Annotated in this window: 26 protein-coding genes and 1 tRNA gene; 15 read left to right on the top strand and 12 right to left on the bottom strand. The window is 63.4% G+C overall.

The window, feature by feature from the left end; translation table 11 throughout:
* Positions 1 to 5: 5 nt before the first annotated feature.
* From rph to hemW, 3 genes are read left to right on the top strand one after another with little or no spacing between them, the layout of a single operon-like run.
* Positions 6 to 734 (top strand): ribonuclease PH, encoded by a 729-nt coding sequence (gene rph / locus L0977_RS21120; RefSeq protein ID WP_234266840.1) that lies wholly within the window; start codon positions 6 to 8, stop codon positions 732 to 734.
* Entirely contained in the window at positions 731 to 1,339 is a 609-nt protein-coding gene (gene rdgB, locus L0977_RS21115; RefSeq protein ID WP_234266839.1) for an RdgB/HAM1 family non-canonical purine NTP pyrophosphatase, read from the top strand. Before rph ends, rdgB begins: the two co-directional genes overlap by 4 nt.
* On the top strand, positions 1,336 to 2,556 hold the full coding sequence (hemW, locus tag L0977_RS21110; protein ID WP_234266838.1) for a radical SAM family heme chaperone HemW: 1,221 nt from the start codon (positions 1,336 to 1,338) through the stop codon (positions 2,554 to 2,556). Before rdgB ends, hemW begins: the two co-directional genes overlap by 4 nt.
* A gap of 12 nt (positions 2,557 to 2,568) precedes the next feature.
* Here hemW and L0977_RS21105 read toward each other — a convergent pair whose 3' ends face one another.
* The 3 genes from L0977_RS21105 to L0977_RS21095 are packed head-to-tail and all read right to left on the bottom strand — an operon-like array spanning position 2,569 to position 6,751.
* The gene (locus tag L0977_RS21105; protein WP_234266837.1) at positions 2,569 to 5,214 is read right to left on the bottom strand and encodes a PAS domain S-box protein; all 2,646 of its coding nucleotides are present in this window, start codon (positions 5,212 to 5,214) and stop codon (positions 2,569 to 2,571) included.
* Positions 5,214 to 5,594, bottom strand: a complete 381-nt coding sequence (locus L0977_RS21100) for a response regulator (protein WP_234266836.1) — start codon at positions 5,592 to 5,594, stop codon at positions 5,214 to 5,216. The genes L0977_RS21105 and L0977_RS21100 overlap by 1 nt, the downstream gene beginning before the upstream one ends.
* Positions 5,591 to 6,751, bottom strand: coding sequence for a sensor histidine kinase (locus tag L0977_RS21095; RefSeq protein ID WP_234266835.1), 1,161 nt, complete (start codon positions 6,749 to 6,751; stop codon positions 5,591 to 5,593). The genes L0977_RS21100 and L0977_RS21095 overlap by 4 nt, the downstream gene beginning before the upstream one ends.
* Between L0977_RS21095 and L0977_RS21090 the strand changes: the two genes are divergently transcribed.
* A complete protein-coding gene (locus tag L0977_RS21090; protein WP_326491096.1) occupies positions 6,696 to 7,850 on the top strand; it encodes an alpha/beta fold hydrolase in 1,155 nt (384 codons plus the stop codon). The genes L0977_RS21095 and L0977_RS21090 overlap by 56 nt on opposite strands.
* Before the next feature lie 42 nt (positions 7,851 to 7,892).
* Here the strand turns inward: L0977_RS21090 and L0977_RS21085 are convergent, their stop codons facing one another.
* Positions 7,893 to 8,804 (bottom strand): LysR family transcriptional regulator, encoded by a 912-nt coding sequence (locus L0977_RS21085; RefSeq protein WP_234266831.1) that lies wholly within the window; start codon positions 8,802 to 8,804, stop codon positions 7,893 to 7,895.
* Between the two features lie 80 nt (positions 8,805 to 8,884).
* Here L0977_RS21085 and L0977_RS21080 point away from each other — a divergent pair, with 80 nt between their 5' ends.
* The 11 genes from L0977_RS21080 to L0977_RS21030 all read left to right on the top strand — a co-directional run bounded on the left by L0977_RS21080 (position 8,885) and on the right by L0977_RS21030 (position 19,987).
* Positions 8,885 to 9,607: a sulfite exporter TauE/SafE family protein gene (locus L0977_RS21080; protein ID WP_234266830.1), complete on the top strand. Its 723-nt coding sequence runs from the start codon at positions 8,885 to 8,887 to the stop codon at positions 9,605 to 9,607.
* Positions 9,598 to 9,897 carry a hypothetical protein gene (locus L0977_RS21075; RefSeq protein WP_234266828.1) on the top strand — a complete coding sequence of 100 codons (300 nt, stop codon included), beginning with the start codon at positions 9,598 to 9,600 and terminating at the stop codon, positions 9,895 to 9,897. Before L0977_RS21080 ends, L0977_RS21075 begins: the two co-directional genes overlap by 10 nt.
* Positions 9,894 to 10,301 carry a hypothetical protein gene (locus L0977_RS21070; RefSeq protein WP_234266827.1) on the top strand — a complete coding sequence of 136 codons (408 nt, stop codon included), beginning with the start codon at positions 9,894 to 9,896 and terminating at the stop codon, positions 10,299 to 10,301. The genes L0977_RS21075 and L0977_RS21070 overlap by 4 nt, the downstream gene beginning before the upstream one ends.
* 428 nt (positions 10,302 to 10,729) lie before the next feature.
* Positions 10,730 to 11,632 (top strand): hypothetical protein, encoded by a 903-nt coding sequence (locus L0977_RS21065; protein WP_234266826.1) that lies wholly within the window; start codon positions 10,730 to 10,732, stop codon positions 11,630 to 11,632.
* A gap of 1 nt (position 11,633) precedes the next feature.
* Entirely contained in the window at positions 11,634 to 13,880 is a 2,247-nt protein-coding gene (locus L0977_RS21060) for a phospholipase effector Tle1 domain-containing protein (protein ID WP_234266825.1), read from the top strand.
* Entirely contained in the window at positions 13,877 to 14,794 is a 918-nt protein-coding gene (locus L0977_RS21055; RefSeq protein WP_234266824.1) for a hypothetical protein, read from the top strand. The genes L0977_RS21060 and L0977_RS21055 overlap by 4 nt, the downstream gene beginning before the upstream one ends.
* 313 nt (positions 14,795 to 15,107) lie before the next feature.
* Positions 15,108 to 16,319, top strand: a complete 1,212-nt coding sequence (locus tag L0977_RS21050; RefSeq protein WP_234266823.1) for a hypothetical protein — start codon at positions 15,108 to 15,110, stop codon at positions 16,317 to 16,319.
* A gap of 8 nt (positions 16,320 to 16,327) precedes the next feature.
* Positions 16,328 to 16,915: a hypothetical protein gene (locus L0977_RS21045; protein WP_234266822.1), complete on the top strand. Its 588-nt coding sequence runs from the start codon at positions 16,328 to 16,330 to the stop codon at positions 16,913 to 16,915.
* A gap of 20 nt (positions 16,916 to 16,935) precedes the next feature.
* Complete coding sequence (locus L0977_RS21040; RefSeq protein WP_234266821.1) at positions 16,936 to 18,225, top strand: hypothetical protein; 1,290 nt, start codon at positions 16,936 to 16,938, stop codon at positions 18,223 to 18,225.
* The gene (locus L0977_RS21035) at positions 18,191 to 18,484 is read left to right on the top strand and encodes a toxin-activating lysine-acyltransferase (RefSeq protein ID WP_234266820.1); all 294 of its coding nucleotides are present in this window, start codon (positions 18,191 to 18,193) and stop codon (positions 18,482 to 18,484) included. The genes L0977_RS21040 and L0977_RS21035 overlap by 35 nt, the downstream gene beginning before the upstream one ends.
* 339 nt (positions 18,485 to 18,823) lie before the next feature.
* Positions 18,824 to 19,987 (top strand): acyltransferase family protein, encoded by a 1,164-nt coding sequence (locus L0977_RS21030; protein ID WP_234266819.1) that lies wholly within the window; start codon positions 18,824 to 18,826, stop codon positions 19,985 to 19,987.
* Positions 19,988 to 20,139: 152 nt separating this feature from the next.
* On the opposite strand, the gene L0977_RS21025 is transcribed toward L0977_RS21030, so the two are convergent.
* From L0977_RS21025 to L0977_RS20990, 8 genes are all read right to left on the bottom strand, one after another.
* A tRNA-Ser gene (locus L0977_RS21025) sits at positions 20,140 to 20,227 on the bottom strand.
* A 25-nt stretch (positions 20,228 to 20,252) separates the two neighbouring features.
* Entirely contained in the window at positions 20,253 to 20,927 is a 675-nt protein-coding gene (gene ureG / locus L0977_RS21020; RefSeq protein WP_234266817.1) for an urease accessory protein UreG, read from the bottom strand.
* A 6-nt stretch (positions 20,928 to 20,933) separates the two neighbouring features.
* Positions 20,934 to 21,659, bottom strand: coding sequence for an urease accessory protein UreF (locus tag L0977_RS21015; protein WP_234266875.1), 726 nt, complete (start codon positions 21,657 to 21,659; stop codon positions 20,934 to 20,936).
* Entirely contained in the window at positions 21,646 to 22,248 is a 603-nt protein-coding gene (ureE, locus tag L0977_RS21010) for an urease accessory protein UreE (RefSeq protein ID WP_234266816.1), read from the bottom strand. The genes L0977_RS21015 and ureE overlap by 14 nt, the downstream gene beginning before the upstream one ends.
* Positions 22,249 to 22,267: 19 nt before the next feature.
* Complete coding sequence (gene ureC / locus L0977_RS21005; protein ID WP_234266815.1) at positions 22,268 to 23,986, bottom strand: urease subunit alpha; 1,719 nt, start codon at positions 23,984 to 23,986, stop codon at positions 22,268 to 22,270.
* 20 nt (positions 23,987 to 24,006) lie between these two features.
* A complete protein-coding gene (locus tag L0977_RS21000) occupies positions 24,007 to 24,312 on the bottom strand; it encodes an urease subunit beta (RefSeq protein ID WP_234266814.1) in 306 nt (101 codons plus the stop codon).
* Between the two features lie 10 nt (positions 24,313 to 24,322).
* Complete coding sequence (locus L0977_RS20995) at positions 24,323 to 24,925, bottom strand: HupE/UreJ family protein (protein WP_234266813.1); 603 nt, start codon at positions 24,923 to 24,925, stop codon at positions 24,323 to 24,325.
* A gap of 125 nt (positions 24,926 to 25,050) precedes the next feature.
* Positions 25,051 to 25,353, bottom strand: a complete 303-nt coding sequence (locus L0977_RS20990) for an urease subunit gamma (protein ID WP_234266812.1) — start codon at positions 25,351 to 25,353, stop codon at positions 25,051 to 25,053.
* Positions 25,354 to 25,465: the final 112 nt, after the last annotated feature.

The following is a 25,465-nucleotide window of genomic DNA, read 5'->3' as shown; positions in this document are numbered from 1 at the left end:
TTCCCATGACTGTTTCCTCCCGGCCTGGCCAACGGGCCGCCGATGCCTTGCGCCCCGTGCGCATCACCCGCGGCTACACGATGCACGCCGAGGGCTCGGTGCTGATCGAATTCGGCCACACCAAGGTGCTGTGTACCGCGTCGGTGGAAGAAAAAGTGCCGCCCCACAAAAAAGGCAGCGGCGAAGGCTGGGTGACGGCCGAATACGGCATGCTGCCGCGCGCCACCCACACCCGCAGCAGCCGCGAAGCCGCCAAGGGCAAGCAGACCGGGCGCACACAGGAAATCCAGCGCCTGATCGGGCGTTCGCTGCGCGCGGTGTTCGACCTCAAAGCCTTGGGCGAGCGCACGATTTCGCTCGACTGTGACGTGCTGCAGGCCGACGGCGGTACGCGCACCGCCAGCATCACCGGCGCTTTCGTGGCGGCCCAGGACGCGGTGAACAAACTCATCGCCGAAGGCAAGCTGGCAGCGTCGCCGATCAAGGACCACGTGGCCGCGATCTCGGTCGGTATCCTGGACGGGCAACCGTTGCTGGACCTGGAGTACGTGGAAGACTCGGCCTGCGATACCGACATGAACGTGGTCATGACCGGCGCCGGTCACTACGTGGAGGTGCAGGGCACGGCCGAGGGCGTGGCCTTCACCCGCAAGGAAATGGACGCGCTGCTGGCGCTGGCCGAAAAAGGCATTGGCGAACTGATCGGTGCCCAGAAGGCGGCATTGGGCGCATGAAGCTGGTCCTTGCATCCAACAACCCGGGCAAGCTGGCCGAGTTGCAGGCGCTGTTTGCGCCGCTGGGCGTGGAACTGGTGCGGCAGGCCGAACTGGGGATTCCCGAAGCCCCCGAGCCCCACCACACCTTCATCGAAAACGCGCTGGCCAAGGCCCGGCACGCCGCACAAGTGAGCGGTCTGCCGGCGCTGGCCGACGATGCCGGTCTGTGCGTGGAGGCTTTCGGTGGGCAACCCGGTGTCGACACCGCCTACTACGCCACGCGCTTCGGCTACGAGAAGGGTGACACCAACAATGTGCGGGCCTTGCTTGAACAGATGCAGGGTGTGAGCGACCGGCGTGCCGCGCTGGTCAGCACCCTGGTGGCGCTGCGCAGTGCCGACGACCCGGAGCCGCTGGTGGCCACGGGCCGGGCGCCCGGCCTGATCACGCAGGCTCCCGTGGGTGAGCAGGGTTTCGGGTTCGACCCGGTCATGTTCCTGCCCGAATTCGGCCAGACGTTCGCGCAATTGCCGCCAGCGGTCAAGAACGCCCACAGCCACCGGGGCAAAGCCGCCCGGCAGATGCTTGAGCTGATGCGCACCCGCTGGTTTGCTCAGCCATGAGCGAAACGCCCCACTGGAGCGACGTCCGCCACTGGATGCGCCCCGGCACCTTGCAACTGCAAGGCCTGCCTCCCCTGTCGCTGTATGTGCACCTGCCGTGGTGCCTGAAGAAGTGCCCGTACTGCGACTTCAATTCCCACGAGTGGTCGGCGACGGCCGCCGCCGGGGCACCGCTGCCCGAGCAGGCCTACCTGGATGCCCTGCGCGCCGATCTGGAAGCCGCGCTGCCGCTGATCTGGGGTCGTCCGGTCCACAGCGTGTTCATCGGAGGCGGCACGCCCAGCCTGTTTTCGCCCGAGGCGATCGATCGCCTCTTGGCCGATCTGCGGGCGCGGGTACGGCTCGACGCCGACGCCGAAATCACGCTCGAAGCCAACCCCGGCACGTTCGAGCGCGACCGTTTCCGCGCCTTCCGCCAGGCCGGCGTCACGCGCCTGTCGATCGGGGTGCAGAGCTTCAACGACCGGCACCTGAAGGCCCTGGGCCGCGTGCACGACCGGGCCCAGGCGCTGGCTGCCGTCGAAGAGGCGGCCCAGGCTTTCGACACCTTCAACCTCGACGTGATGTATGCGCTGCCCGGGCAGTCGCTGGCCGAATGCGAGCAGGACATCCGCACCGCGCTGGATTTCCAGCCGCCGCACATTTCCATCTACCACCTGACCATCGAACCGAATACGGTGTTCGCCAAGTTTCCGCCTGCCGTACCGGAGGAGGACGACGCCTACGCGATGCTGGACCGCATCACCGAGCGCACCGGCGAAGCCGGGTTGCAGCGCTACGAAGTCTCGGCCTACGCCCGGCCGGGGCATCGCAGCCGCCACAACCTGAACTACTGGCAGTTCGGCGACTACCTGGGGCTGGGCGCCGGAGCGCACAGCAAGCTCAGTTTTGCGCACCGCGTGGTGCGGCAGGTGCGGGCGCGCGAGCCGCGGCTCTACATGGAAAAGGCTCTGGCGGGCGATCCGGTGGTGAGCGTCGACGAGGTGGCGCGGCGCGACCTGCCTTTTGAGTACATGCTCAATGCCCTGCGTCTGCGTGAAGGGTTTCTGCTCACCGATTTCGCGGCCCGCACCGGCCTGCCGCTGTCGAGCCTGGCTGCCCGCCTGCGCGAGGCCGAACAGCGTGGCTGGCTCACCGTACGGGGCGACGAGGTCATGCCCACCGCCCTCGGCTTCGATTTTCTGAGCGACGTGCAGGCACTGTTCCTGCCTGATTGAGACAGTGCTGGGTCAGTCGGCCTGGGGCGGGGTGGGGCTCAGGCGCAGCCGCAGCGTGGCGGTGGTGCCCTGTCCCGGCTTGCTGCTGAGGCCAACCGATCCACCGTGCAGCTCGGCGATTTCCTTGACGATGGACAGGCCCAGGCCGGTGCCTGGAACCCTGCCCGAGGTGTCGGCGCGATAGAAGCGCTCGAACGCGCGCGCCATTTGCGCTGGCGTCATGCCCAGACCTTCATCGCTGATCCGGATGCGTGCACAGGCCGCCCCCTCGCTGGCATCGGTGTCCACCGTCAGGCGGATCTGGCTGCCCGGGGGCGAGTACTTGAACGCGTTGCTCAGCAGGTTGAGCAACGCACGTTCGATTTTTTCGGTGTCAGCCATGACCTGAAGTGCCAGCGCCCCTTCAACGTGAATGGTGCGACCGGCTTCTTGGTGACCCATGTCGGCCACCGCGTTGTCGATGATGTCACCCAGCCGCGTTGGAACGATGTGAAAGTCTTTACCTTGCCGCGCTTCGATGCGTGAAAGGTCGAGCAGTTCCTGAATCAGGTGCGACAGCAATTCGCTCTGGCGGTGCACCGTTTGCAGGAGTTCGCGCCGCTTGTGCTCGGGGTATTCGCGATGCAGCATCAGCTCGGTGAAGCCGAGGATGCTGGCCAGCGGCGTTCTCAGTTCATGCGCTGCGGTGGCCAGGAAGTCGCTCTTGATGCGATCGAGTTCCGTTTGCTGCGTGATGTCCTGGAAGTACAGAATGGTTTCGCCACTGCCGGCCAGATTGCGCCGCACTTCGCGTTGCACCACGCGGGGGTAGGGGTGCGTGAGGATCATGACGTCGCGCAGATTGGCGGTGCCCACCTGCTCGACGGGCCGGTAGGTCTCGGGGTTTTCGCACAGCGAACGGAACCACGCGTCGAATTCCTGGCCATTGCACTGTTCCGGGGGAATGCCGATCATCGCCCGCATGGAAGGATTGGTGGAGGTGAGTTCGCCGTCCTTGTCGAACACCGCAAAACCGTCGGGACTGAGGTGAAAGGCCGCGTTGAGACGTGCGGTGCGCTCGATCAGGCGCTGCTTGACCTCGATCTGGCCTGTGACGTCCTCCATCACATGGATGTAGTGGGTGATGACTCCGGCGTCATTGCGGACCGGTGAAATCGACAGTTTGTTGTGGAAAGGGGCGCCCTCCCGGCGGTGGTGGACGAGCGTGGTCGTGAGCGATCCGCCGCGGTGCATGGTCTCCGCCAGCAGCGCCAGGTCTTCCGGATTGGTGGCTGCGCCGTCAAGGATGGACAGGTCCTGCCCCAGTACATCTTGCGGTGCATAGCCGGTGATCCGGCTGAAGGCGCGATTGGCGTAGACGATGGGATGGGCCAGCTTGCGGGCGTCGCTGATCACGATGCCATTGAGCGCGCAGTCGACCGCGCGGCTGTAGAGCGTCAGGTTCTCGTGATCGAGCTTGCGGTCGGTCAGGTCACGCACGATGCAGGTGTAGCGGATGTCCGGATCGTTGTTGACTTCGCTGATCAGCACATCCACCGGAAACGCTGTGCCGTTGCCGCGCAGGGCCTGGCATTCGATCCGGCAGGTACGGCTCTTGGTGCTGTGAATGAGCGTGCCGTTGCGCATCAGTTGCTCCAGTTCCTGAATCCTCAGGCTGGGCAGGATCAGCGTCAGTGGCGCCCCATGCAAGGCCCCTGACGTGGGGCCGAAGATGTGTTCGCTGGCACGGTTGGCGTTGTCGATCAGGCCCTGGGGCGTGACGCTGATGATGGCGTCGGCGGCCGTGTCCAGCACCGCTCGCAGGCGCGACAGTTGCCGTTGTGTGTGGCCGATCTGGAACCCCAGTTCACGCGACGCGGCATTGAGTGCCAGACCCAGCCGCCGCACCTCGCGGCTGCTCCAGGGCACGTGGGCGGTGAGGCCGGGCGACTGAGCGATCTGTGTCGAGAGCTTGGCCAAGGCCATGATCGGCCCGATCGACTTCATGAGGCAGCGCCGAAGGATGAACAGCGCTGCGGTCAGGGCCCCCATGGTCAGCAGCCAACTGGTGAACCACTCGGAGGCAGCGCCCAGCAGCGCGCCCTGGGTGGACACGTGCACTTCGATCCAGCCGTGCTCCAGGTAGTCAGTGGCCGTTGGGATGCTGTCGGGCATATCGGGAACCGCCAACAGCGTGTAAACCGATATGGTGTTGTGGCCGTTGATCTGGGGTGAGGCAGGAGGGGACACACGCTGGCCGCGCGGGAAGAGGCTGCGCACGGTGGCGTTGTCGCGTCGTTCGGACTGGACCTGGAGCCAGCCGTCCGGACGTACCAGACGGACTTCGCGAACACCGGGGAGCGACGCGGTCTCTTCGAGCACACCGGTCAGGGCGGCGAAAGAGATGTCCTCAGGCCGGTTCGGATCGGTGCTGGTGGCCAGGTGCGCCGCCAGGCGCGACGCAGAGGTCGCCCAGGCACGCGCGTCCTGCTGGATGTTGACGCTCAGGCGCTGGTAGGCGTAGAGACTGAGCAGGAGGGTGCAAGCCAGAGTGCACGTGATGACCAGAATGTCGACCTGCGTGCGCAGGCTTTGGCGAGACAACCAGTGGCCCAGGCACTGAAGCTTTCGGATGGCCACATGCCGGGGGCTGGGAATGGCGGTTTTCGATGCAGGCATCAGCGGCATCGCCCGAGCAAGGTGTCGACCGTTTCCAGCAGCTTCAGGGGGCTGAAGGCCTTGGCGAGGTAGGCGTCGCACTGCACCTGCTCACCCAGGGCACGGTCGGTCTGCTGGGCGCGGGCCGTCAGCAGGATGACTTTGGTGTGCGACAGCGCGGGGTCCGCCTTGATCTTCTGGCACACCTGGAAACCATCGAGCTCGCCGGGCATCATCACGTCCAGGAGGATCAGGTGGGGCTTGATGCTCTGCGCCAGGCGCCAGCCATCACCGCCGTTGTCCGTCTCGTGCAGCTCGGCGTCTTCCAGGTGCTCCAGGGTCAACTGGATCAGTTTGCGGATGTCGGGGTGGTCATCGACGATCAGGATGCGGGTGCTCATGTGGGGCTCCGGGGGCGTGAACGGGCGATCAGGCGGGACAGGTCCTGCGCGTAGAGCTGGGCCTGCAACAGATCCAGCTGCTGTGTGTCCTGGTGGCGGGCACCCGTGGGAATCTCCAGCCGCACGTCGATCTCTCCGGGTGTGCCGTCGTAGCGCAACCGCCCCCCGTGCAACTGCAGGATGCGGTGACTCATGGGCAGCCCGATGCGCAGGGTGGGTTCCTCGGCAGCCGATGCCGGCTCGTCCACCGGACGGAACAGGCCGTGGGCGTAGCGCTCGAGAGCGACACCGGGCAACACACCCAGATTGCGGATGTTGATCAGCAGGTGATGCCCCGCCGAGTGGAAGCGCACACGCACCAAGGCTTTCTCGTCGATGGTGCTGGGTTTGCCGGCGTGCTCGATGGCGTTGCGCAGGCATTCCATCAGCGCGCGCCGGATGAGCCGCTGGCTGCCATAGACCGGGGGCAGATCGACCTTGTCGCCTTCGAGCACGAAGCCGGTACCGGACGCACGGGCCAGCGGGGCCAGTTCCTGGCAGATGTCGCGCACCATGTCCGGCATGACCATGCGGTCGTCGCCGATCAGCACATCGTCGCCAAAAATACCGATCAGGTCGGAGAGCCGGTCGAGCCGCTCACGCAAGACCTGCACGGCCAGGGCCGCCGGGTGGTCATCCAGCAGATTCAGGTCGCGCAGGGCAGAAGCTGTGCTGTCCAGGGGGCCCATGAGTTCGTCTTCCAGCAGGTCCATGATCTGCTGCAGGCTCATCCGTGGAGGCGGTGCGGGTGCGGGTGTGGACAGCTCGTCCGCTGGGGCAGGCGTCTGCAGTACCAGCCGCTCGGTCAGCGCCATGGCCACCAGGCCAGCAATGGGGCGCGGAGCAAAAGTGCAGCGCAACGGCACCATGCCCTCATCCGAGTTCACGTCGATATCGACTTCGACCTGGCGTTGGCCCGCGCCCAGGCTGATGTCGCGAATGAGATTCTTGATCTGCGGATCGCTGGGCAAACTCAGAATCGGGCGTGCCGGTATCTTTTTGGCCGCACGGTTGGCGAAGGCCACCCGTCCTTCAGGCGTGAACAGGACAAGCGCGCTGGAAATGAGGTCCAGGAGGGCCAGCAAAGGATTGCTGGAGGGCGCAGGGCTGACAGTCATGGCGCACTTCGCAAAGCAGCGATATCGACGTTTATCCATCCATCTTGAGCGGTTTTGTCCTTCCTTGAAACGCTGCAGCGCAGCATGCGCTGCCCTTATTTTTGAAGCACTGGAGAGCTTTCAGATGACCCCTTTGGTCTTTGTATCCACCAATGGATTACAGATGGCGGTACAGGTGGCTGAGCCTGTAGGTCCATTGACGGACAGGCCTGCTGTGCTGCTGTTGCACGGCTTTCCGGAATTGGCCCATTCCTGGCGACACCAGATGCATGCGCTCGCGGCAGCCGGCTACCGCGCCATCGCGCCGGATCTGCGCGGCTATGGCGACACCGGCGCACATGGCGAGGTGGCCGACTACCGCATGGCGAATCTGGCGCAGGACGTGCTGGGGCTGCTCGATGCACTGGGTATCGCCAAGGCCGTGGTGGTTGGGCACGACTTCGGCGGCGCACTGGCCTGGACCTTGGCGCGCGATCACGCTGACCGTCTGCACGGCGTGGTGTCTCTGTGCACGCCCTACACCCGGCGCACCGACACCGACCTGGCCGAAACCATGCGCCGCACGCGCGGACCGGACAACTACATGGTGTTCTTCCAGACCCCGGGCGCCGGTGAGGCCTTGTTGACAGCGAACCTCGACACGCTGTTCGACCGCCTGATGCGCCGGCCTGCGATGAGCATCGACGAATTCAACCAGCGTTCTGTGCACGCGCGTGCGTTGCCGGCCGATCTGTTTCTCGGCGTGCCCGAACTCATGGGGGAGCGCTTTCTGGACGAGGCCGCCATTGCTCACTACACACAGGCCTTTCGGCGCACCGGTTTCACCGGACCGTTGAACTGGTACCGCAATCTGCCGCGCAACTGGGCCGACACCGAGGGACGGCCCGATCAGGTGACGGTGCCAGCGCTCATGCTGTGCGCAGACCGGGACTGCTTCCTGCCGCCCTCCACGACCCGAGGCATGGAGCACATCGTGCCCGACCTGGAGCGCCACACGGTGAGCGACTGTGGGCACTGGATGCAGCAAGAGCGGCCGGAAGCGGTCAACCGGCTGCTGCTGGACTGGCTGCAGCGCCGCATGCCCACATCGGATCGCTGACACGCGAGCGCGCAGCACCGCGCATACAAACCGGGGAGCGTTTCAGCGGGCCTGGCGCAGCGCGTTCACCAGCGCGCTCACGGCCGGTCGTTCCGCCGACGCCGGCGTCGTGCACACACACAGATGGCGGCGTGCCCAGGCGTCCTGCAGGGGTTGCACGCGCAGGTGTGTGGCGGTGTGGGGGCTGCGCAGCACCGCCCGTTGCGGCAGGATGGCCACACCGGCGCCGGCCGCGACCAGTTCGACCACGGCCTCCAGGGAGCCGACCCGCACGCGGTAGTGTGGCAACCGGCCACCGCGCCGCGCCTGCTGGGCGAGAAAACGGCTCAAGCCACTGTCTTCGGGCAGGCCGACCCAGGGCCGCTCCAACAACTGGTGAAGCGACAAGGCTTTGGCAGAACGCTGGCGCCCGGGAAGCAGGGCGACCAGATCGTCGTCGACCCAGCGATGGCTGGGCAGGCCCTGGGTGTCGACATGGCTGGCGACGATGCCCACATCGCAGGCGCCGCGGCGCAGCGCCTCCAGCACCGCTTCGCTGGGCATGTCCTGCAGGTCCAGGTCGATCGCGCGGTGCCGCGTCAGGAAATCGCCCAGCAGGGGCGGCAGCACCTGCGTGACGGCCGAGGTGTTGCCGTACAGCTTGAGGGTGCCGCGCAGGCCGTCCGCAAAGCGGCTCATGTCGGCATGCAAAGCGGCCATGCCCGAGAGGATGCGGTGCGCATGCTCGGTCAGTGCCAGGCCCGCGTCGGTGAGCGCTGCGCCCGACTTGGTGCGCACCAGCAAGGGCGTGCCCACACGCGCTTCCAGGCCCTTGAGCCGGGTGCTCGCGGCCGCCAGCGAAAGGCCCAGGGTCTGGGCGGCGGCGGTGATGGTGCCGGTGTCGATCACGGCGACGAACAGGCGCAGATCAAACGGGTCCAGGCGGAAGTCGACCGGTCGCATGGGGGTGGGCATCTCGTTCCTTCGGGAAAGCCGAAGGATATGCGCAGGTCTTTGTGATTCACAACCCGGCCGTCGCAACCGACCATGTCGGCATGATTACCTGGGAGTTCATCGCCATCGGCGCGGTCTTTGGGTTGGCCGGCAGTGTCAAAGGGGTGACGGGCATGGGGCTGCCCACTGTGGCCATCAGCCTGCTGGGGCTGTGGATGCCGCTTGGGCAGGCCGCTGCGTTGTTGGTATGGCCATCGCTGGTCACCAATCTGGCGCAATGCCGGGGCCGCGATGCACATCGGCTGTTGCGTCTGCTGTGGCCGATGGGGCTGCTGCTGGTGGCGGCCGCGGTGGTGACGCCGCCGTTGCCCGCCACCGGGGCGTCGGGGCGTGGGATTCTGGGCGGGGTGTTGCTGGCCTACGGGCTCTGGGGGCTGGTGCGGCCGGCACTGCCTGACCTGTCGCGCCGCCCCTGGTTTTGGGGCATGGCCGCCGGGGCGCTGACCGGTGCCGTGACGGCCTGGACCGGGGTGTTTGTGATGCCCCTGGTGCCCTATCTGCAGGCGCTCAAGCTGGACAAGGAGGCGCTTGTGCAGGCGCTGGGCATGTCTTTCACGGTGGCCACGCTGGCGCTGGCTTGGCGCCTGCACGGCCTGGCCGCTGCCGGTGCCTGGCAATGGCCCAGTGTCTGGGCGCTGTTCGCGGCATGGACGGGGCTTTGGTGCGGCGCCCGTCTGCGCGCGCGGTTGAACGGTAGGGCCTTTCAGCGGGGCGTGTTTCTCAGCTTCGTGTTGCTTGGGGCGATCAATCTGTGGTGGCGTTGAAGCCGGCGAGCCCGGGCGTTTCCACGCCGGCTATCGAACTCGCCGAATGTCTTGAGCGCGCTTACCGGTTGGCCTTGTTGTTGCACGACGGGGCGGTGGCGAGCGACGCGATGGGTAACGCCGATGAGCCCGACGCGCAGAAGTTTGCGGCGCGGGTGTTGTCTGCGGAGTTGGTGACGTTGCTGGACGTTGCGCGGGCCGCACAGGTTCTGGAGGCTGCTCGGGTGGCTGCGCACGATCGGCAGGGCTCTCCACCGCGGTGTTTTCTGGCGGGCCAGAATGGGCCATGAAAACCAGAATCTTCATCACCGTGGTCGCTTTGCTGGGAGGCACGGCAACCTGGGCCCAGGTCCACCGTTGTGCGCAAGCCGACGGCACCGTGGTCTTCCAGGATTTCACCTGCGACGGCCGTCCCTCGCCCGAGAGCCTGCGGGCCGCTGAGGCGCGGCAGGCCCAGGCCCAGCAAGCCGCCGGCCCGCAACGGGAGCAGGAACGTCGCAAGACGGCGCTCCAGGCCGCCCAGAGCAATGCGCATTACCGCCGAACGACCCAGGGCCATGCCCGAAACTGCATGCCCTGGCACCAGATCCGCAACCTGGAAACCTCGGCCAGCAGCGTTACGCTGTCGGACAAAGAGCGCAAAACACTGCGGCAGCAGATAGAGGCCGAGAAGCGCTGCCACCGGTCGAAGTAGGTCGCCGACCTGAGTTGCGCCAAGCGTCAAGGTTTTGGTGCGCAAAGCTCAGGGTCAAGAGTGACCCTGCATGCGCGGACGAAATCACGCTTTGAGGCGATAGGGGCGACACCTCTACCAAATGGGGGATGTGCAGGCGCTCCTTGTTTGGGACGATCCAAGAATTCTTTATCCAGAACCTGAGCGCGAGCACGCAAGGGCCGCGCATTCCTCAGGGCAAAGATCCGATCGTGTTCGTGCCCACGCAGGCAAAACGGCAAGGAGTCAAAGGCTTCGTGTGGAAAGTCACAAAACGCCCTTGCTGGGCCTGTCAGCCCTGACAGGGTGTTCGACGATAGGCAGCCGGAGTATTTGGATACTTTTCATTCTTTTGGAGAGGCTGGTCTGAAACGTCAAGTGGTGTGAGGATCGGCGCAGGGAGAAAACACATGCCTACCCAAGCAGAACCAAGGCAGAACGATCGCACCAAGTGTTGTTCGCTTGGACAAGTTGCTTTCGTCAGCGTACGTCATTCGCATGGGAATGTGCAGAAGCAGTTGCAGACACTGCAGGACCTGCATGGCAATCCGCCCTTGCAGAGCGTGCAGCCTGTGGTGTCTTCGGGTGCCACGGTCATCAGCGTGCATTTCGATGGCACCCAGAACAATGGCTGGTTTCCTACGATGAGAGAACGGTTGCTCAGCTTGGCGAAAACAACTCAACGTCTTTTTTGTGCCCTGCTCTTGCCGTTGCTGTTGACGGCATGTGCTTCTGGAAAGGCATTTCAAGAAAGAGACTATTTTCCTGGGGGTTCACCTTACTACAGTTTTGGAATCGCTCAAAGCAAAGAGAATTTCGAGAATTTGAAAAGGGTTCAATCGGCTTACGGAATTTATCCTGATGAAAGAAGCTGGGCCGATTTCAAGCCTGGTTATGCATTGGGCACGGTCAGCATGGTGCAATGGTATTTCCCATTCTCTATTCGTTGGGAGCTCAAGGATGGTCGCCAGTTCATCTTGGAGAGCATTGATGTACGGCCGATCATGAAGGAGTATTTCAAGAATCACGACATCAAGCTTCAGTGGCAAAGAGAGAGCAGGCCGAAGGCGGAAATGGGGGATTACAATCCCTCGTTGGCATATGAGGTCAAAGATAATTTTGTGCGTATTAAGTGGGTAATTACATTGAATCATACGCCGCCCGATAAACGAAGTTATGCCAGTGGTAATCGGGGATTTTGGCAGTTTGAGGAAGAGGAGCACCTCGTCACCGAAATTCCTGGTCAGCCCACCTCCGGAATTGATTTCGATCAGAAGCGGGAAGTCGGGAGGAACATAAACAGGGAGCAATGACATGGCATCAAATGGCTACATCGCCCCATCGCTGGTTGAGCAGGGCTATACGGGTGCCACCGGCACCACACCCTATCGGCCAGTGGATGCGCAGCAGTTGCAGGTGCTGCAAGACCTGCATGGCAATCCGCCTTTGCAGAGCGTGCAGCCCGTGGTGTCTGAGGGTGCCACGGTCATCAGTGTTCATTTCGATGGCACGCAGAACAATGGCTGGTTCCCTGCAGCGGGAGAAAGTCCGACCAATGTGTTTCAATTATCTGAACAATTTGCGAACACTTATGGGAGGAATAACTCCATCTACCTCCCCGGCGTAGGCGCTCCCCAAGGTGAGCCCGGCGCAACCCAGCCCAATGTGCCAGCCAGCAATTGGGATTCGCTGCCGGGCCATGCGGGGGCGGTGGCCAACGGAATTCTGGTTGATGCATATGATCGGTTGACCCGTCAAGTAACGGCGACCCTGCAAGCCAACCCGGATGCCACGATTTCTTTGAACCTCACGGGGTTCAGTCGGGGTGCGGCCGAAGCGGTGGCCTTCGCCAACTACCTGAACGAACAAGGCATCCCGGGCTTGTATTCACCCGGGCAGGTGCCCATTGACACCCTGCTGCTCTACGACCCGGTGGACATGACCAACGGGGCGCTCAATACGAATTGGCCAACCAACGTCCAGAACAACCTGGTGGTGGCGATGGATGAAGGCCGCTACATCATGCCGGCCATGCAACTGGGGCTGGATGCCAATATCGTGGGGGTGCCCGGTGCGCATGCGAACATTGGTGGGTCGTTCAATGAGCAAGGCATTCAGGCGGTAACAATAGGCTTGGGTTTGAAGTTCCAGCAGGCCAGCGGTCTGGGCATATCAGATGCTTCCGAGGATCTCCAGCCCAATTGGGACGAGATGCATGTGCACGATTCGTCGCTGGACAATTACGGGAACCGAATCTGGTCGGTCAATGAAGGCGATCGGGTGTATGAAGGTGCTGGCCGACTCGATCCCTCGGTCCAAGACGTGGTCAACCACGGTGCCACGCCGCCATTCGGCAAGCCGGTGATTCCTGCTGTGCCTCAGCCGCTGCCCGAAGGGGTGTATTTGGTGGAAAACCTGCCCGATGGCTCCACCCTATTGCACTACGACAACGGTACGCACGTGGCCTACAACGAAGCCAACGGCGAATACAACATGCATGTGCCCAAGGAGGATGGGCTGGGCTATCTGGTCTACAGCCGCGTGCTGAACGATGACGGCAGTTACATCGTGCAGCAGTTTGATCTGGATGCCGAAGGTCATTTGCAAGGGCAACAGACAGGCAGCCAGTCTTCATTGCAGGAGGCGGTGGTTTGGGGGTCTTCGATAGGCACCGTGACCGAGCCTGCCATGCCTGACCTGGGGGTGCCCAGTATTGAGGCGCCATCGACTTCAGGCTCGGCGACTACCGCCCAAACCCTTGGCGACCCTGCGGCCACACCATCGGGTCCGAGCTTGTCGAGTGTGCTCAGCCAGGCACAGATGGCGGCGCTGGATCAGGGCTGGGGCCTGCAGGGCTCAGGGCTGCAGGCCTCTGGCCTGAGCGTGTACCGGCAACCCGATGGCAGCTATCTGGTGGCCAACATAGACGGTGAAGTGGTGGGTACGCTCAGCGAAGGCTATGGGAACACCCGGGTGTTCACCGGGCTGGACGGACAAGAGAGCATCACCGACAGCCTGGGCCAGCGTTGGAGCCGCCAGGAGCTGGAGCAGGCGCAGCAGCTAGAGAGCGGGCTGAGCCTGATGAGCGCGGTACTGGGCCTGCAGAACTGGAGCGAACTCAACGACGTGCAGCGGCTGAGTGCAGTGGCCAGCCTGTACAACCGGCTGGATGTGGCCAGCGCCGGAGGGCTGCCGGGAGATATCGGTGGAGCCAGTGCCAGCTTCAGCGGCCTGCTGGGCCTGGTCAACGGGTTGGAAAACGACAACGCCTTGCAGGCCTTGACGGGAGGGGTGCAACTGGTCGATGCGTTGAGCGGGGACTGGGCCAGCGGCATGATCGCCAGCGGACTGGCCGAGATGGGCGTGAACCTGCCGGTGGGTCAGGTGGTGCCGGTGCTCAACTTGCTGATGGCGCTGGACAACCTCGAAGCCGGAGTGGCTCATCAGCGCCTGTACGACAGCAGCGACATGTGCTGGGAGCAAGCGGAACTTAAGCGTCTCGCTACCCGTGACGGTTTCGCTCCAAGCGCGAATGAATACCCGTGGAGACAAGCCGCATGACGGCTCAAAAACGCCTTCACAAGCATAGGAAGTGGAAGATCACGGGTATTGCCTTGCTGCTCGCGGTATTCCTTGCTTCTGCGAACTGGCAGTTGCTGACCATTTGGTGGTCCATACCGTTGCGACATCAGAACCCCATTCCCCAGTTCGATGTAGGCAAGGCAAAGAGTCTGAGCACTCAGCGCCGCGCAGAGCTTGAGCGAGAGCTCTTCAGCGAGTTATGGATGTGGAACACCCAGAGCCGTCGTTACCAAGAGCCGGGTTCGCTGGAAAAGCGCAGACAGCGCTGGCTGGAAATGGCGAGCGAAGGCTACGAGCTGGCCTATCTGACGCTGCAAGTTCTGGAGCCGGGTGAGCCGGCGCCTTCACACAACCCGCTGCCCATCTTCAAGCGGCTGGAAGAACTGGCCGAGCAAGGCGATGCGGGGGCCATGTGCCTCTACGGAGGCATTGCCTTTCAACTGCCCATCTGGGCGGTGGATTGGACCCCGCAGAAGAAGAAAGCCCGGGAATGGATGGAGAAAGGTGCTCAACTGAGACATCCGCAGTGCTTGATTGCATTGGGAGGGAGATTGACTGCGGGCACCGATGGCTATCCAAAAGAGGTCAAGCGCGGATCGGAGATGATCTTTGATGCGATTCGTAAAGGCTATTTGCATGGTGCAGGATCGTTGTGGGTGGATTTTGAGCGCCGCGGGCTTGAAGACAGAGCTAATCGTAAATTGATATATTGCTGGCAGTATCAGGATGCTAAAAATAGTTTCTTTGATCCTGGTTTGTCCATCGACGTGTACAAGGACAAATTTTTTCCTGAGCAGCAGGCCATTTTGACTCAAGAGTTGGATCGGCTACGTCAGTGGCACCCTAGTATTGATGAGTGTATTGAATTAACAAAGAGTATTTTAGGGGGGTGAATATGGGAAGCGCACCAAGCTATCTACCTGAACTCCAGGCTCAATGGCAAAGTCAATTGAGTACTTTGCGAGCAGAAAACAAATCGGCCCAGGATCGAGTAACTGAGCTTGCGAAATACGTTGTTAAAGACGACTCCCTCCAACCCCAGCTTGACCAAGCGCAGCTTGCGCAAATCCAAGCGGCGCAGGCGTACAACAGCTTCATCGAAAGCGGCAGTCAGCTGATCAAGGTGGCACAAGACGCGGAAACGCGCCTCAAAAGCCCCAATCTGTCGACGTTGGAGCGTTCCAGTTGGAGACGACCCGAGACAACATGTATAGCTTGGCTGGCGAGTTCACCAGTTTCAAGACCCAGAACGATGCGCAACTGCTCTTGCTGAGCAAGGTGGACATCGGCCCCAAGACGTATTACCCCGATGGCCGCGTCGAGTGGAACGACACCGCTGGAGGTCTGCTGGGTCAAGCCATCGACGGCATCCAGGGGTTTGCCTCGGGCGTCAAGGATGCTTTGTTGCAAGGGCCGTTCACATCGGAGGAGAACTACGCCATCTGCCAGTCTGCGCTCAGCGCGCTCGTGAACGACAAGGCCGGGAAGATTCTTTCTGCCCCTGTCGGCGGTCATGCGGACGTGTTTTGGAGCGAAAGTGTGGGCAAGGCGCTGGATGTGGCGGATCCGGCAGCGCAGATGTGCCGCATGGTCTACCCCAAGGGCCAAAGCCCTCGGGAACTCTATCTTCTTGGGGAAGTGATCGAAGGCATTGACCCGCTGGGGGGCGAATTTGTCGCTGTGTTGGTCGATCCCGAAAGGCTGGCCGAAATTGCCCTGCTCGGTGCCTTCGACGATCCCCAGGTGCAAGCCCTTTGGAGCAGTGAACAAGCCGCCGAAGTTACTCAATCGATGATGGGTAACGATTGGGTGCCGTTTGTGGATGGGGTTGATGCTCAACTGCAGGCTTCGGCGCTCGATCCGCTGGTTGCTAACCCTCAGTGGGGTGTACTGCCCGACATCGGCCAAGTACCCACGCCTGGCATCCCCATTGCGGAGATCGCTGACGGAGGCAACGGCACGATGACCGATGGCGGGCTCATCAACGGGTATGGGCCGGGAGGCAGCGCAAGTTCGGGCCAAAGCTTTGGTGAATGGGCGGGCACGGTTGGGGCAGCCTCGGTCAACGGCCTGCCCCGGGTGGGCTACTACTTCGGCCTGGGCGGCTTCAGCGTCGAAGACAGTGATGGGCAACTGGCGCTCAGGTGGCTGGCTGTGATGTACGGGCAGGTGGTCGGTGGCGTGCTCCAGCGCGAAGCAACCACGGGGGCCAATGCCAGTGCCAATGGCCCGCGCATTCCGATGGGCAAGGACCCGATCGTGTTCGTGCCCTTGCAGGCGCAACTGCCGGGCGCTGTGCAGGAGGTCACGGCGGGTATGGTGGCCAGCCTGGGGCAGGGCAGTTTGTTCGCCGATGGGCAGTTGACGGCACTAGCGTCGAGTTGTGTGGACTCCGGAGCTTCTGCTTGGACGATGTGAGGTTTGAAATGAAGCGATTGACCGCACAAGATTACAAGGCGATGTACAGCACGCCCACAGGCATGGCGCTGATCATCTACTTTGTGTTGACGGTGCTCATTGGGATGTTCATTCCATCGGATATTCTCACGGCCAATGCTTGGGCGCGGGAATTCAGTGATTTCATGGCCTCCATTGTTCCGCAAATTGATAGAGTTACGTCATTGGGTATCAAGTCTGATATCAATAGATTTTATTTTTCATTGTTATGGGGATTGAGCCCATTCTTGTTTGTGATGTCTGCGCTTGTTGTTTGGAGTGAGCGAAAGAGAGGCTATCCAGTGTGGTCGGCACCTTTGAATAAGACGATTCTCCCGATTTTGTTTGGTATTTTTATTTTTGCTTTGTCTTTGTGGGGCTATGGATTGTTGGATATCGATTCTAAAATGGTGTGCAGGATTTTGAATTCTATTTGGGGTCGATCTTTCATGGGGAATCTTCTGTTTGTTGCTTCTCCAGTCGGTGTGATTGGAGGGGTGTCAGCTATTTCCTACGGCTGGTTGAGTGGCTACATTCCAAAAAACATCCATGAGCAAGAAATCCGTAAGAATGCCTAAATTTTCCAGTGGGTAACAAGATGCCGAATCCCACTGTCCAGACAGGAAATGTATTCGTCTATGGTGATGGCGCCGCCTTGACGGTGGCAAGCATAGGCAGCTTCGAGACAAACACGGCTATTTGGGTAATGGCCACTCCTCGTCCCCGTAGTGAAACATCCAGTCCGCTGAATGACTTGGCGTCAGGAGCGTTGGCGGGAGCAGAGGAAGCGGGCGGACAGATTCCTTCCACTACGGGCCGGTACATCATCTATGGCACCAAAGTCATCGGCGTTGCTGATGACATCTACAGCGTTGGACAGCATGTGGTGCAAGGCGATGGTGCAGAAGCTGCCGTGGCGGGCGCTACTGTTGCAGGTGGGGCTGGCGGTGCTTATGCAGGTGCCCAGATTCTGGGCGGTGCATCGGTTTTTCTGGGGCCTTACGTTTCTGGTGGATTTGCGATTATTGGCGCGATGGTTGGATCTGTCTTGGGAGGGGATACTGCAGGCGACATTGCCGCCGTCCTGACCGGAGGAGCGACTCCCGACAAAATCGGCCCACCAGAGATTTTGCCTAGTGATTTGAACCTGCAGTCGACAGTTACCACGGCCTCCGGAGATCAGTACGCCCTGGTTAACGTAGGAGGTAAATACACATGGTTTGCCATCAACGACAACCCGACGCTGCCCAATCGCTATATAGAAGTGGTCAGCGGCGCCAAGGTGGCGGAGTTGACGGGGAATTACCTGGAGGCGGCCGGTTATGGCCCGCAGGTGGAGCAGCACAACGCCCAGGTGGCCGAACAGCATCGGACTGAGTTGCGGGAGATGTTCAACCGCAGCGAAGCCGACTACGCCAACAGCCTGGGGCCGGACGGCCAGCCCTGGGGCACGGCCAACCCGATCGCGCCCAACGCCACGCAGTTATGGCAGATGACCACCAGCTCGACGGTAGCGACCAATACCGTGGAGATCACCAACGGCTCGGGCAGCGTCACACGTATCGTTCAAACGGTGGACCGTCGCACTGGCGAGGTGGTGGCCGAGCATGTGTACGAAGATGGCAAGTTGGTGGCGGTGGCAGATACGCAGGGCGGCTCGGCCTGGGCGCTCAACCGCGCCACCGGAGAAATGGAGCAAGTGCGTAGTCCGTCTGGTGCAGGAGTGGGCGCCGATGGGCTGCCGAGCGATGCTGCGCCTCCTCGACCGGCTTCCAGCGCCTTTGTCAACGACACCAGTGCTCACACGGTGACACTCAACCCCGGAGCTGGAGTGGCGAGTCGTTCCTGCGCTGATGCTGGAACAGGCCAAGCTCTACATGCGAGGTGATGCGCCGCTGGCCTATGTATCCTGGGCAAAGATGTCGGATGCGGTGGGCCAACGCTACCGTCAGGTACCGCACCAGCTTTCCTTCAATGACTGGAAGAGCGGCAGTGAGGTCTGGCTGATTGATGTGGTGGCGCCTTTTGGGGGTGTGCCGAAGCTGATGGAAGAACTGCGCACGCAGGTGTTTTCAGGTCAAGTCGTTCACCAACTGGCTGCCACGCCTTCTGAGCCATCACGCGTGCTTACCTGGCCTGCTGTCTAACCTTGATTTGAACAGCTTGCATCGGCCCAGAGAGGCGTTTCTTGAAACGGCTCCAGCAAATGATGTGTTGGCACAGGCCGTTTCATGGATTGTTTGCCGTGGCAGTGATGATGGGGTGCTCCCGACCTGAAGCCGGGCGAGGGTGGTGGAGTCCATGCGACAGCTTGGCAGATGGCCTGCGGTAGGTAAGTTATCAGTCGCCAGCGGCAGGCTGTCGCACACGGGGCTTGCCTGGGATTCCTCTTTCCCGTTTGAAGCCATTCGGCGTGTTAGATTGCGCGATTTCTTATATTCATAAGCAATCAGGGCAGGCCGATGCAGTGGTGATGCCCGCGTGGTATGGCATTCAATTTCGCGTTGCATGGCGTCAGGGGCATTGCCGCCATCCTGGTGCTGCTGTTTCATTCGGCCAGTCCATTTCCGGGCCTGGTCCAGTTCCTGAGTGATGTGCCGGTGTTCGGCGCCCGCTGGGATCTTTCGTTTCTCGTTCGCACGGGCTGGATCGGTGTGGACTGGTTCTTTGTGCTGTCGGGTTTCGTGCTCGCTGGCACTTTGTGGGCAAAGTCCCTGAGCCCGGGCGAAGTGTTGCGCTTCTGGTGGCGCCGGAGCGTGCGCATTTTCCCGGCGCTGTGGCTGCAGTTGCTGACCCTGGTTCCCCTGCTGTATGCCCTCGGGCTCATGGCCAGTATCGACTGGGCCCAGGTTTTCGGCAACGCCGTCCTGTGGCTTCGCCCCTTGCCGTGGGGATACCGCAGTCTGAACGGGGTGTATTGGACGCTGGTGGTCGAGTTCTCGTTCTACCTGCTGCTGCCCTGGTTGCTGATGCTGCTGCGCCGCACCCACATCCTGCTGTTGCTGGCCTTGGTGGTGGGGGCCCAACTGCTGGGCCAGTTCGGGCGCGCCTTGGTGCCGCATGTGGAGTATCTGTACCAGTTCCTGCGGTATGTGTTTCCATTCCTGGCGGGTTTGCAAGTGGCCTTCATTGCCGGCGTTTCGCTGCACTTGCTGGCAAAGCCGTGGCCCGAACGGCAGCGGCAGATGCTCCTGGCGGTGCTGGTGCTGGTCTACCTCGCGATGCTGTGGGGACTGAACCATTTTCACAGTGCGATTCCCCGGGGGCACTGGTCGCCGCTGGTCTGGCGGATGGTGATGGCCCTGATCATCGCGGCCATTCTCTGGACCCTGCTGGCGCCCATGCGCGGCACGGGCTGGCTGGCCTCGCGGCCCATGGTCTGGCTGGGGGACATCAGCTACGGCATCTACCTGTGGCACCTGCCTGTGCAGACCGTCACCGCCAAGCTGTGGCCCGACATGTGGACCACACCGCTGGCCAGCGTGGGTGGCCTGCTGTTGACCACGGTCGTGACGCTGTTGCTGGCCTCGGTGAGCTATCACGCGGTGGAGCGCCCGCTCATGCGCCGGTTTTCCGGCAAGCGTCAAATGGTCGTGTCACCCGAGCGGCCTGCACCGCCCGATGCGCTCGTGGCGAGGCCGGCCCAATGAACATGATCAGGGACGGGGTCGATGGCGCTGCACCGGCTCAGGGAACGGTGGTTGCCGCCCTGGGGGCCTTCAGGCCATCGATATTTTGGGGCGGGAGGGACGGCGGGCAGAAACGAAAAAGCGGCCTGGAGGCCGCTGGTTTCCTGCTGTTCTGGCGGAAGGGGTGGGATTCGAACCCACGGACGGTTGCCCGTCGCCGGTTTTCAAGACCGGTGCAATCGACCACTCTGCCACCCTTCCTGAGCGCATCTGTCGAGCGGGGATTCTAGCTTGACGCGTTCTGCGGGGCGGCGGTGAGCATGCCGCGCTTTTCGATGAAGCGCACCACCTCGTCGACGCCGGCCAGGGTCTTGAGGTTGGTCATCACCCAGGGGCGGCGCTCGGTGTCCGGGCGCATGCGCGCCGTGTCCTGTTTCATCACGTCCAGATTGGCGCCGACGTGCGGGGCCAGGTCGGTCTTGTTGATGACGAACAGATCGCTCTTGGTGATGCCGGGGCCGCCTTTGCGCGGAATCTTTTCGCCGGCCGCGACGTCGATCACGTAGATGGTGAGGTCGCTCAACTCCGGGCTGAAGGTGGCGGCGAGGTTGTCGCCCCCGCTTTCGACGAAGACGATGTCGGCATCGGGGAAGTCGCCCAGCATGCGGTCGATGGCTTCGAGATTGATCGAGCAGTCCTCGCGGATGGCGGTGTGCGGGCAGCCGCCGGTTTCCACGCCCATGATGCGTTCGGCTGGCAGCGCGCCGCTCACGGTGAGCAGGCGCTGGTCTTCCTTGGTGTAGATGTCGTTGGTGATGGCGACCAGGTCGTAGCGCTCGCGCATGGTCTTGCACAGCACTTCGAGCAGGGTGGTCTTGCCGGAGCCGACGGGGCCGCCGATGCCCACGCGCAGGGGGGGCAGGTTCTTGGTGCGGTTCGGGATGTGGTGCAGCGCGTTCATGGCAGGTCAGGACCGGAACAGTCGGGAGTATTGGGTTTCGTGGCGGGCCGAGAGGACGGCCAGCATGGGGGTGAAGGCCTGGCGTTGTTCGTCGGGCAGGGCGATGGCGTGCTCGACGGCAGCCGGGATCTCGCCCACCAGACGGGCCAGCATGCGTTGGCCGGCCCCCTGGCCGAGCGGGACCGACTTGATGGCCGCCTGGACCATGTTCTCTGCCCAGCCGAAGGCGAAGCCGGTGAGGCTCTGGGGCAGGGGGGCGCCCGAGGCTGCGGCGGCGCAGGCCATGGCCACCGGGTAGGTGGGCGGCGCCAGACGGGCCTGCAGCAGGCTGTCCGTGATGCCCTGGCCCAGCGCGCCCAGCGAGCGGGCCCATTCCAGCAGCGACCGGCCCATCTGTTCGGTCTGCAGGCGCAGCTCCTGCGTTTCGCGCGTGGTCAGCACCCAGTCGTTGAGCGCGCGAATGCGCTCCAGATCGTGCGCCTGCCAGGCGGCGAAAGCCTGGGCAAAGACGGGCAGGTCGCTGCGTGCCTGGCCCAGGTGGAGCTGGTCGACCAGCCATTGGGCCGCGCTGTGCTCGTCGGTCACCAGGCCCGCGTCGATGGCCGCTTCGAGGCCCTCGGAATACGAGAACCCGCCCACCGGCAGCGCCGGCGAGGCCAGCCAGAGGGTGTGCAGCAGCCCTGCGGGCGGGGGAACGGGAGCGATGGCGCTGGTGGACTCAGCCGTGGTCATGATCGTGGGAATGCCCAGGGCCGTGACCCTGTCCGTGGCTGTGCTCATGCCCATGGTGGTGGTCGTGCGCGTGCCCGTGGTCATGCCCATGGCTGTGGCCTGCGTGGCCGCCATGCCCGGCGGCATAGGCGCCGCCTTCGGGTTCGAACGGCTCGCGCACCTCGACCACGTTCAGGTGCATGGCGCGCAGCATGTCGGCCAGCACATGGTCGGGCTCGATCTTCAGATGATCGGGCCGCAGTTCGATGGGCACATGGCGGTTGCCCAGGTGGTAGGCCGCACGCATGAGGTCGAACGCCGGGTCGTGATCGTGTCCGTGGTGGTGGTCGGTGCAGGCGGTGATGCGCAGCACCGGTTGCGGCGCCGCGACCACGCGCAGCAGCGATCCGTCCTGCGTGACCAGCACGTCGCCGCCGCGCACCACGGTGCCGCGCGGCAGGAACACGCCGACACGGCGCCCCTCGGACGATTCGGCGTCGAAGCGGCTTTTCTGGCGCACATCCCAGTCCAGCGTGACCGTGGCTGCGCGGCGCACGAGCACGGCCGCGAGGCCTTGAGCCTGAGGGATGAGCTTGGAGACTTGTTGCATGGATGTCCCTGTTTTGCTATCAAAACAGGAAGTATCGCTGGGCCATGGGAAGTTTGCTGGCGGGCTCGCAGGTCAGCAGCACGCCGTCGGCGCGCACGGTGTAGCGCTGGGCGTCGATCTCCATCTTGGGCAGGTAGCTGTTGTGCACCATGCTGGCCTTGGTGACGCTGCGGCAGTTCTGCACCGCCACCGTGGTCTTGGCCAGGCCGTAGCGTTGCGCCACGCCAGCCGCCTGCGCGGCTGGCGACACGAAGGTGAGGCTGCCCTTGGCCAATGCGCCGCCGAAGGCACCGAACTGCGGGCGGTAGTGCACCGGCTGCGGCGTGGGGATGGAGGCGTTCGGGTCGCCCATGGCGGCCAGCGCGATGCTGCCGCCCTTGAGCACCAGCGCCGGCTTGACGCCGAAAAACGCGGGCTTCCAGATCACCAGGTCGGCCCACTTGCCGACTTCGAGCGAGCCGACGATGTGCGACATGCCGTGCGCGATGGCCGGGTTGATCGTGTACTTGGCGATGTAGCGCTTGACGCGGAAGTTGTCGTTGCGGCTGCTGTCTTCGGGCAACGCGCCACGCTGGCTCTTCATCTTGTCGGCCGTCTGCCAGGTGCGGATCACCACCTCGCCGACGCGGCCCATGGCCTGGCTGTCGCTGCTCATGATGCTGATGGCACCCAGGTCATGCAGGATGTCTTCGGCGGCAATCGTCTCGCGGCGGATGCGGCTCTCGGCAAAGGCCAGGTCTTCGGGAATGCCGGCGTCCAGGTGGTGGCAGACCATCAGCATGTCGACGTGTTCGTCGAGCGTGTTGACGGTGTAGGGCATGGTCGGGTTGGTGGACGAAGGCAGGAAGTTGGCCTCGCCGACCACGCGGATGATGTCGGGCGCGTGGCCGCCGCCAGCCCCTTCGGTGTGGAAGGCGCACAGCGTGCGGCCTTTGGTGGCCGCGATGGTGTCTTCGACGAAGCCCGATTCGTTGAGCGTGTCGGAGTGGATCGCGACCTGGGTGTCGGTTTCTTCGGCCACGTCCAGGCAGTTGCTGATGGCGCTGGGCGTGGTGCCCCAGTCTTCGTGCAGCTTCAGACCGATCACGCCGGCATCGATCTGCTCGCGCAGCGGTGCGGGCTGGCTGGCGTTGCCCTTGCCCAGAAAGCCCAGGTTCATCGGCAGGCCGTCGGCCGCCTGCAGCATGCGCTCAATGTGCCAGGGGCCGGGCGTGCAGGTGGTGGCAAAGGTGCCGGTGGCCGGGCCGGTGCCGCCGCCGAGCATGGTGGTCACGCCCGAGGCCAGGGCTTCGTCCACCTGCTGCGGGCAGATGAAGTGGATGTGGCTGTCGATGCCGCCGGCGGTGACGATGTTGCCTTCGCAACTGATGATTTCGGTCCCCGGCCCGATGACGATGTCGACCCCAGGTTGGGTATCGGGGTTGCCGGCCTTGCCGATGGCGACGATGCGGCCGTCCTTGAGGCCGATGTCGGCCTTGACGATGCCCCAGTGGTCGACGATGAGGGCGTTGGTGAGCACGGTGTCGACGGCGCCTTCGGCGCGCGTGCGCTGGCTTTGCGCCATGCCGTCGCGGATGGTCTTGCCGCCGCCGAATTTCACTTCCTCACCGTAGCCGCCGGCGGCCAGGGTGAAGTCCTTTTCCACCTCGATCAGCAGGCCGGTGTCGGCCAGGCGCACGCGGTCGCCGACGGTGGGGCCGAACATGTCGGCGTAAGCGCGTTTGGGAATGCTGGCCATGTCAGGGCTTTCCTTGGGAATCAGAGCTTGCCTTGCGTCAGGCCACGGAAGCCGTACACGATGCGGTCGCCCGCGAAGTCCACCAGTTCGACGGTGCGCTGTTGCCCGGGCTCGAAGCGCACCGCGGTGCCGCTGGCGATGTTCAGCCGCTTGCCCTGCGCGGCGACGCGGTCGAAGGCCAGCGCAGCATTGGTCTCGGCAAAGTGGTAGTGCGAGCCGACCTGCACCGGGCGGTCTGCGGTGTTCTTCACCACCAGTGTCAGCCCGGCACGGCCGGGGTTGAGGGCATGGTCGCCGTCGTCAACAAGGAGTTCGCCGGGAATCATGGGGATGTCCTCAGGCGGCCAGCTGGCTGAACAGGTAGACGCCGGCGGCGCTGAGCGCGGCGCCCAGGCTGCCCAGCGCCAGACCGCTGCGCCGGCCCAGCCAGCGCTTGATCGCCAGGCCGATGCCCACGCCGCCGATGTGCAGCACGGCCGTGGTCAGCAGGAAACCGAGCGCGTAGCCGGCAAAGCCGGTCTCGGACGTTTCGGCACCGTGGGCCAGGCCGTGCAGCGACGCGGCTGAGGCGATCAGGCCCAGACCCAGGGCGGGTGGCAGGGGCCTGGCCGCCAGGATCAGCATGGCGCCGAACATCACCACGCTCAGCGAGATGGCGTGTTCCAGGTAGGGCACGGTCAGGCCCATCATGCCCAGCACGGCGCTGGCCACCAGGGCCAGCAGGAAGGTGGCCGGGCCCTGCCAGGACTTGTTCGCGGGCAGGGCCGAGACGGACCAGATGCCCACGGCGACCATGGCCAGCAGGTGGTCGGGGCCGAAGGGGTGGACCAGGCCTTCCATGAGGCTGCTGGTGCCGTGGCCGGTGTGGGCCTGGGCGGCGAGGGCGGTGGTGCCGAGCGCGGTGGATAGGAGGGTTTTGACGAGTGTTGTGTGTTTCATGAAGGTCCTCGGCAGAGAAGGCGGTGGCACGAAGTGTCCGGGTCAAGGATGCGGTGGAACCGGCTTTGCCGGGCCACTCGCATCGCCCCCTTGGGGGGTGACGGGCGAAGCCCGGCGCGGGGGGGTCAACTGATCGGCGTGTGGACAGTGACGAGCTTGGTGCCGTCGGGGAAGGTGGCTTCGACCTGGATGTCCGGGATCATTTCGGGCACGCCCTCCATCACGTCGTCGCGCGTCAGCACGGTGCGGCCCTCGCTCATGAGCTGGGCCACGGTCTTGCCGTCGCGGGCGCCTTCCATCACGGCGGCGGTGATCAGCGCGATGGCTTCGGGGTAGTTGAGCTTGAGGCCGCGGGCCTGGCGGCGCTCGGCCAGCAGGGCGGCGGTGAAGATCAGCAGCTTGTCTTTTTCGCGAGGGGTCAGTTCCATGGCGGTCGGCGGGGAAAAGGGCGTCGGGTGACCAAAGGCTGTCGATTCAGCAAATACTGTGCCTGCAAAGCACCTTGTTGGTGCGTGGCACAAAATCTGCAGCATTTTCGAG

Source organism: Hydrogenophaga sp. NFH-34, from assembly GCF_021401345.1.
Lineage (GTDB): Bacteria > Pseudomonadota > Gammaproteobacteria > Burkholderiales > Burkholderiaceae_C > Hydrogenophaga > Hydrogenophaga electricum.
Note: the sequence above shows the minus strand (reverse complement) of the source record. Positions and strands in the feature narration are given on the sequence as shown.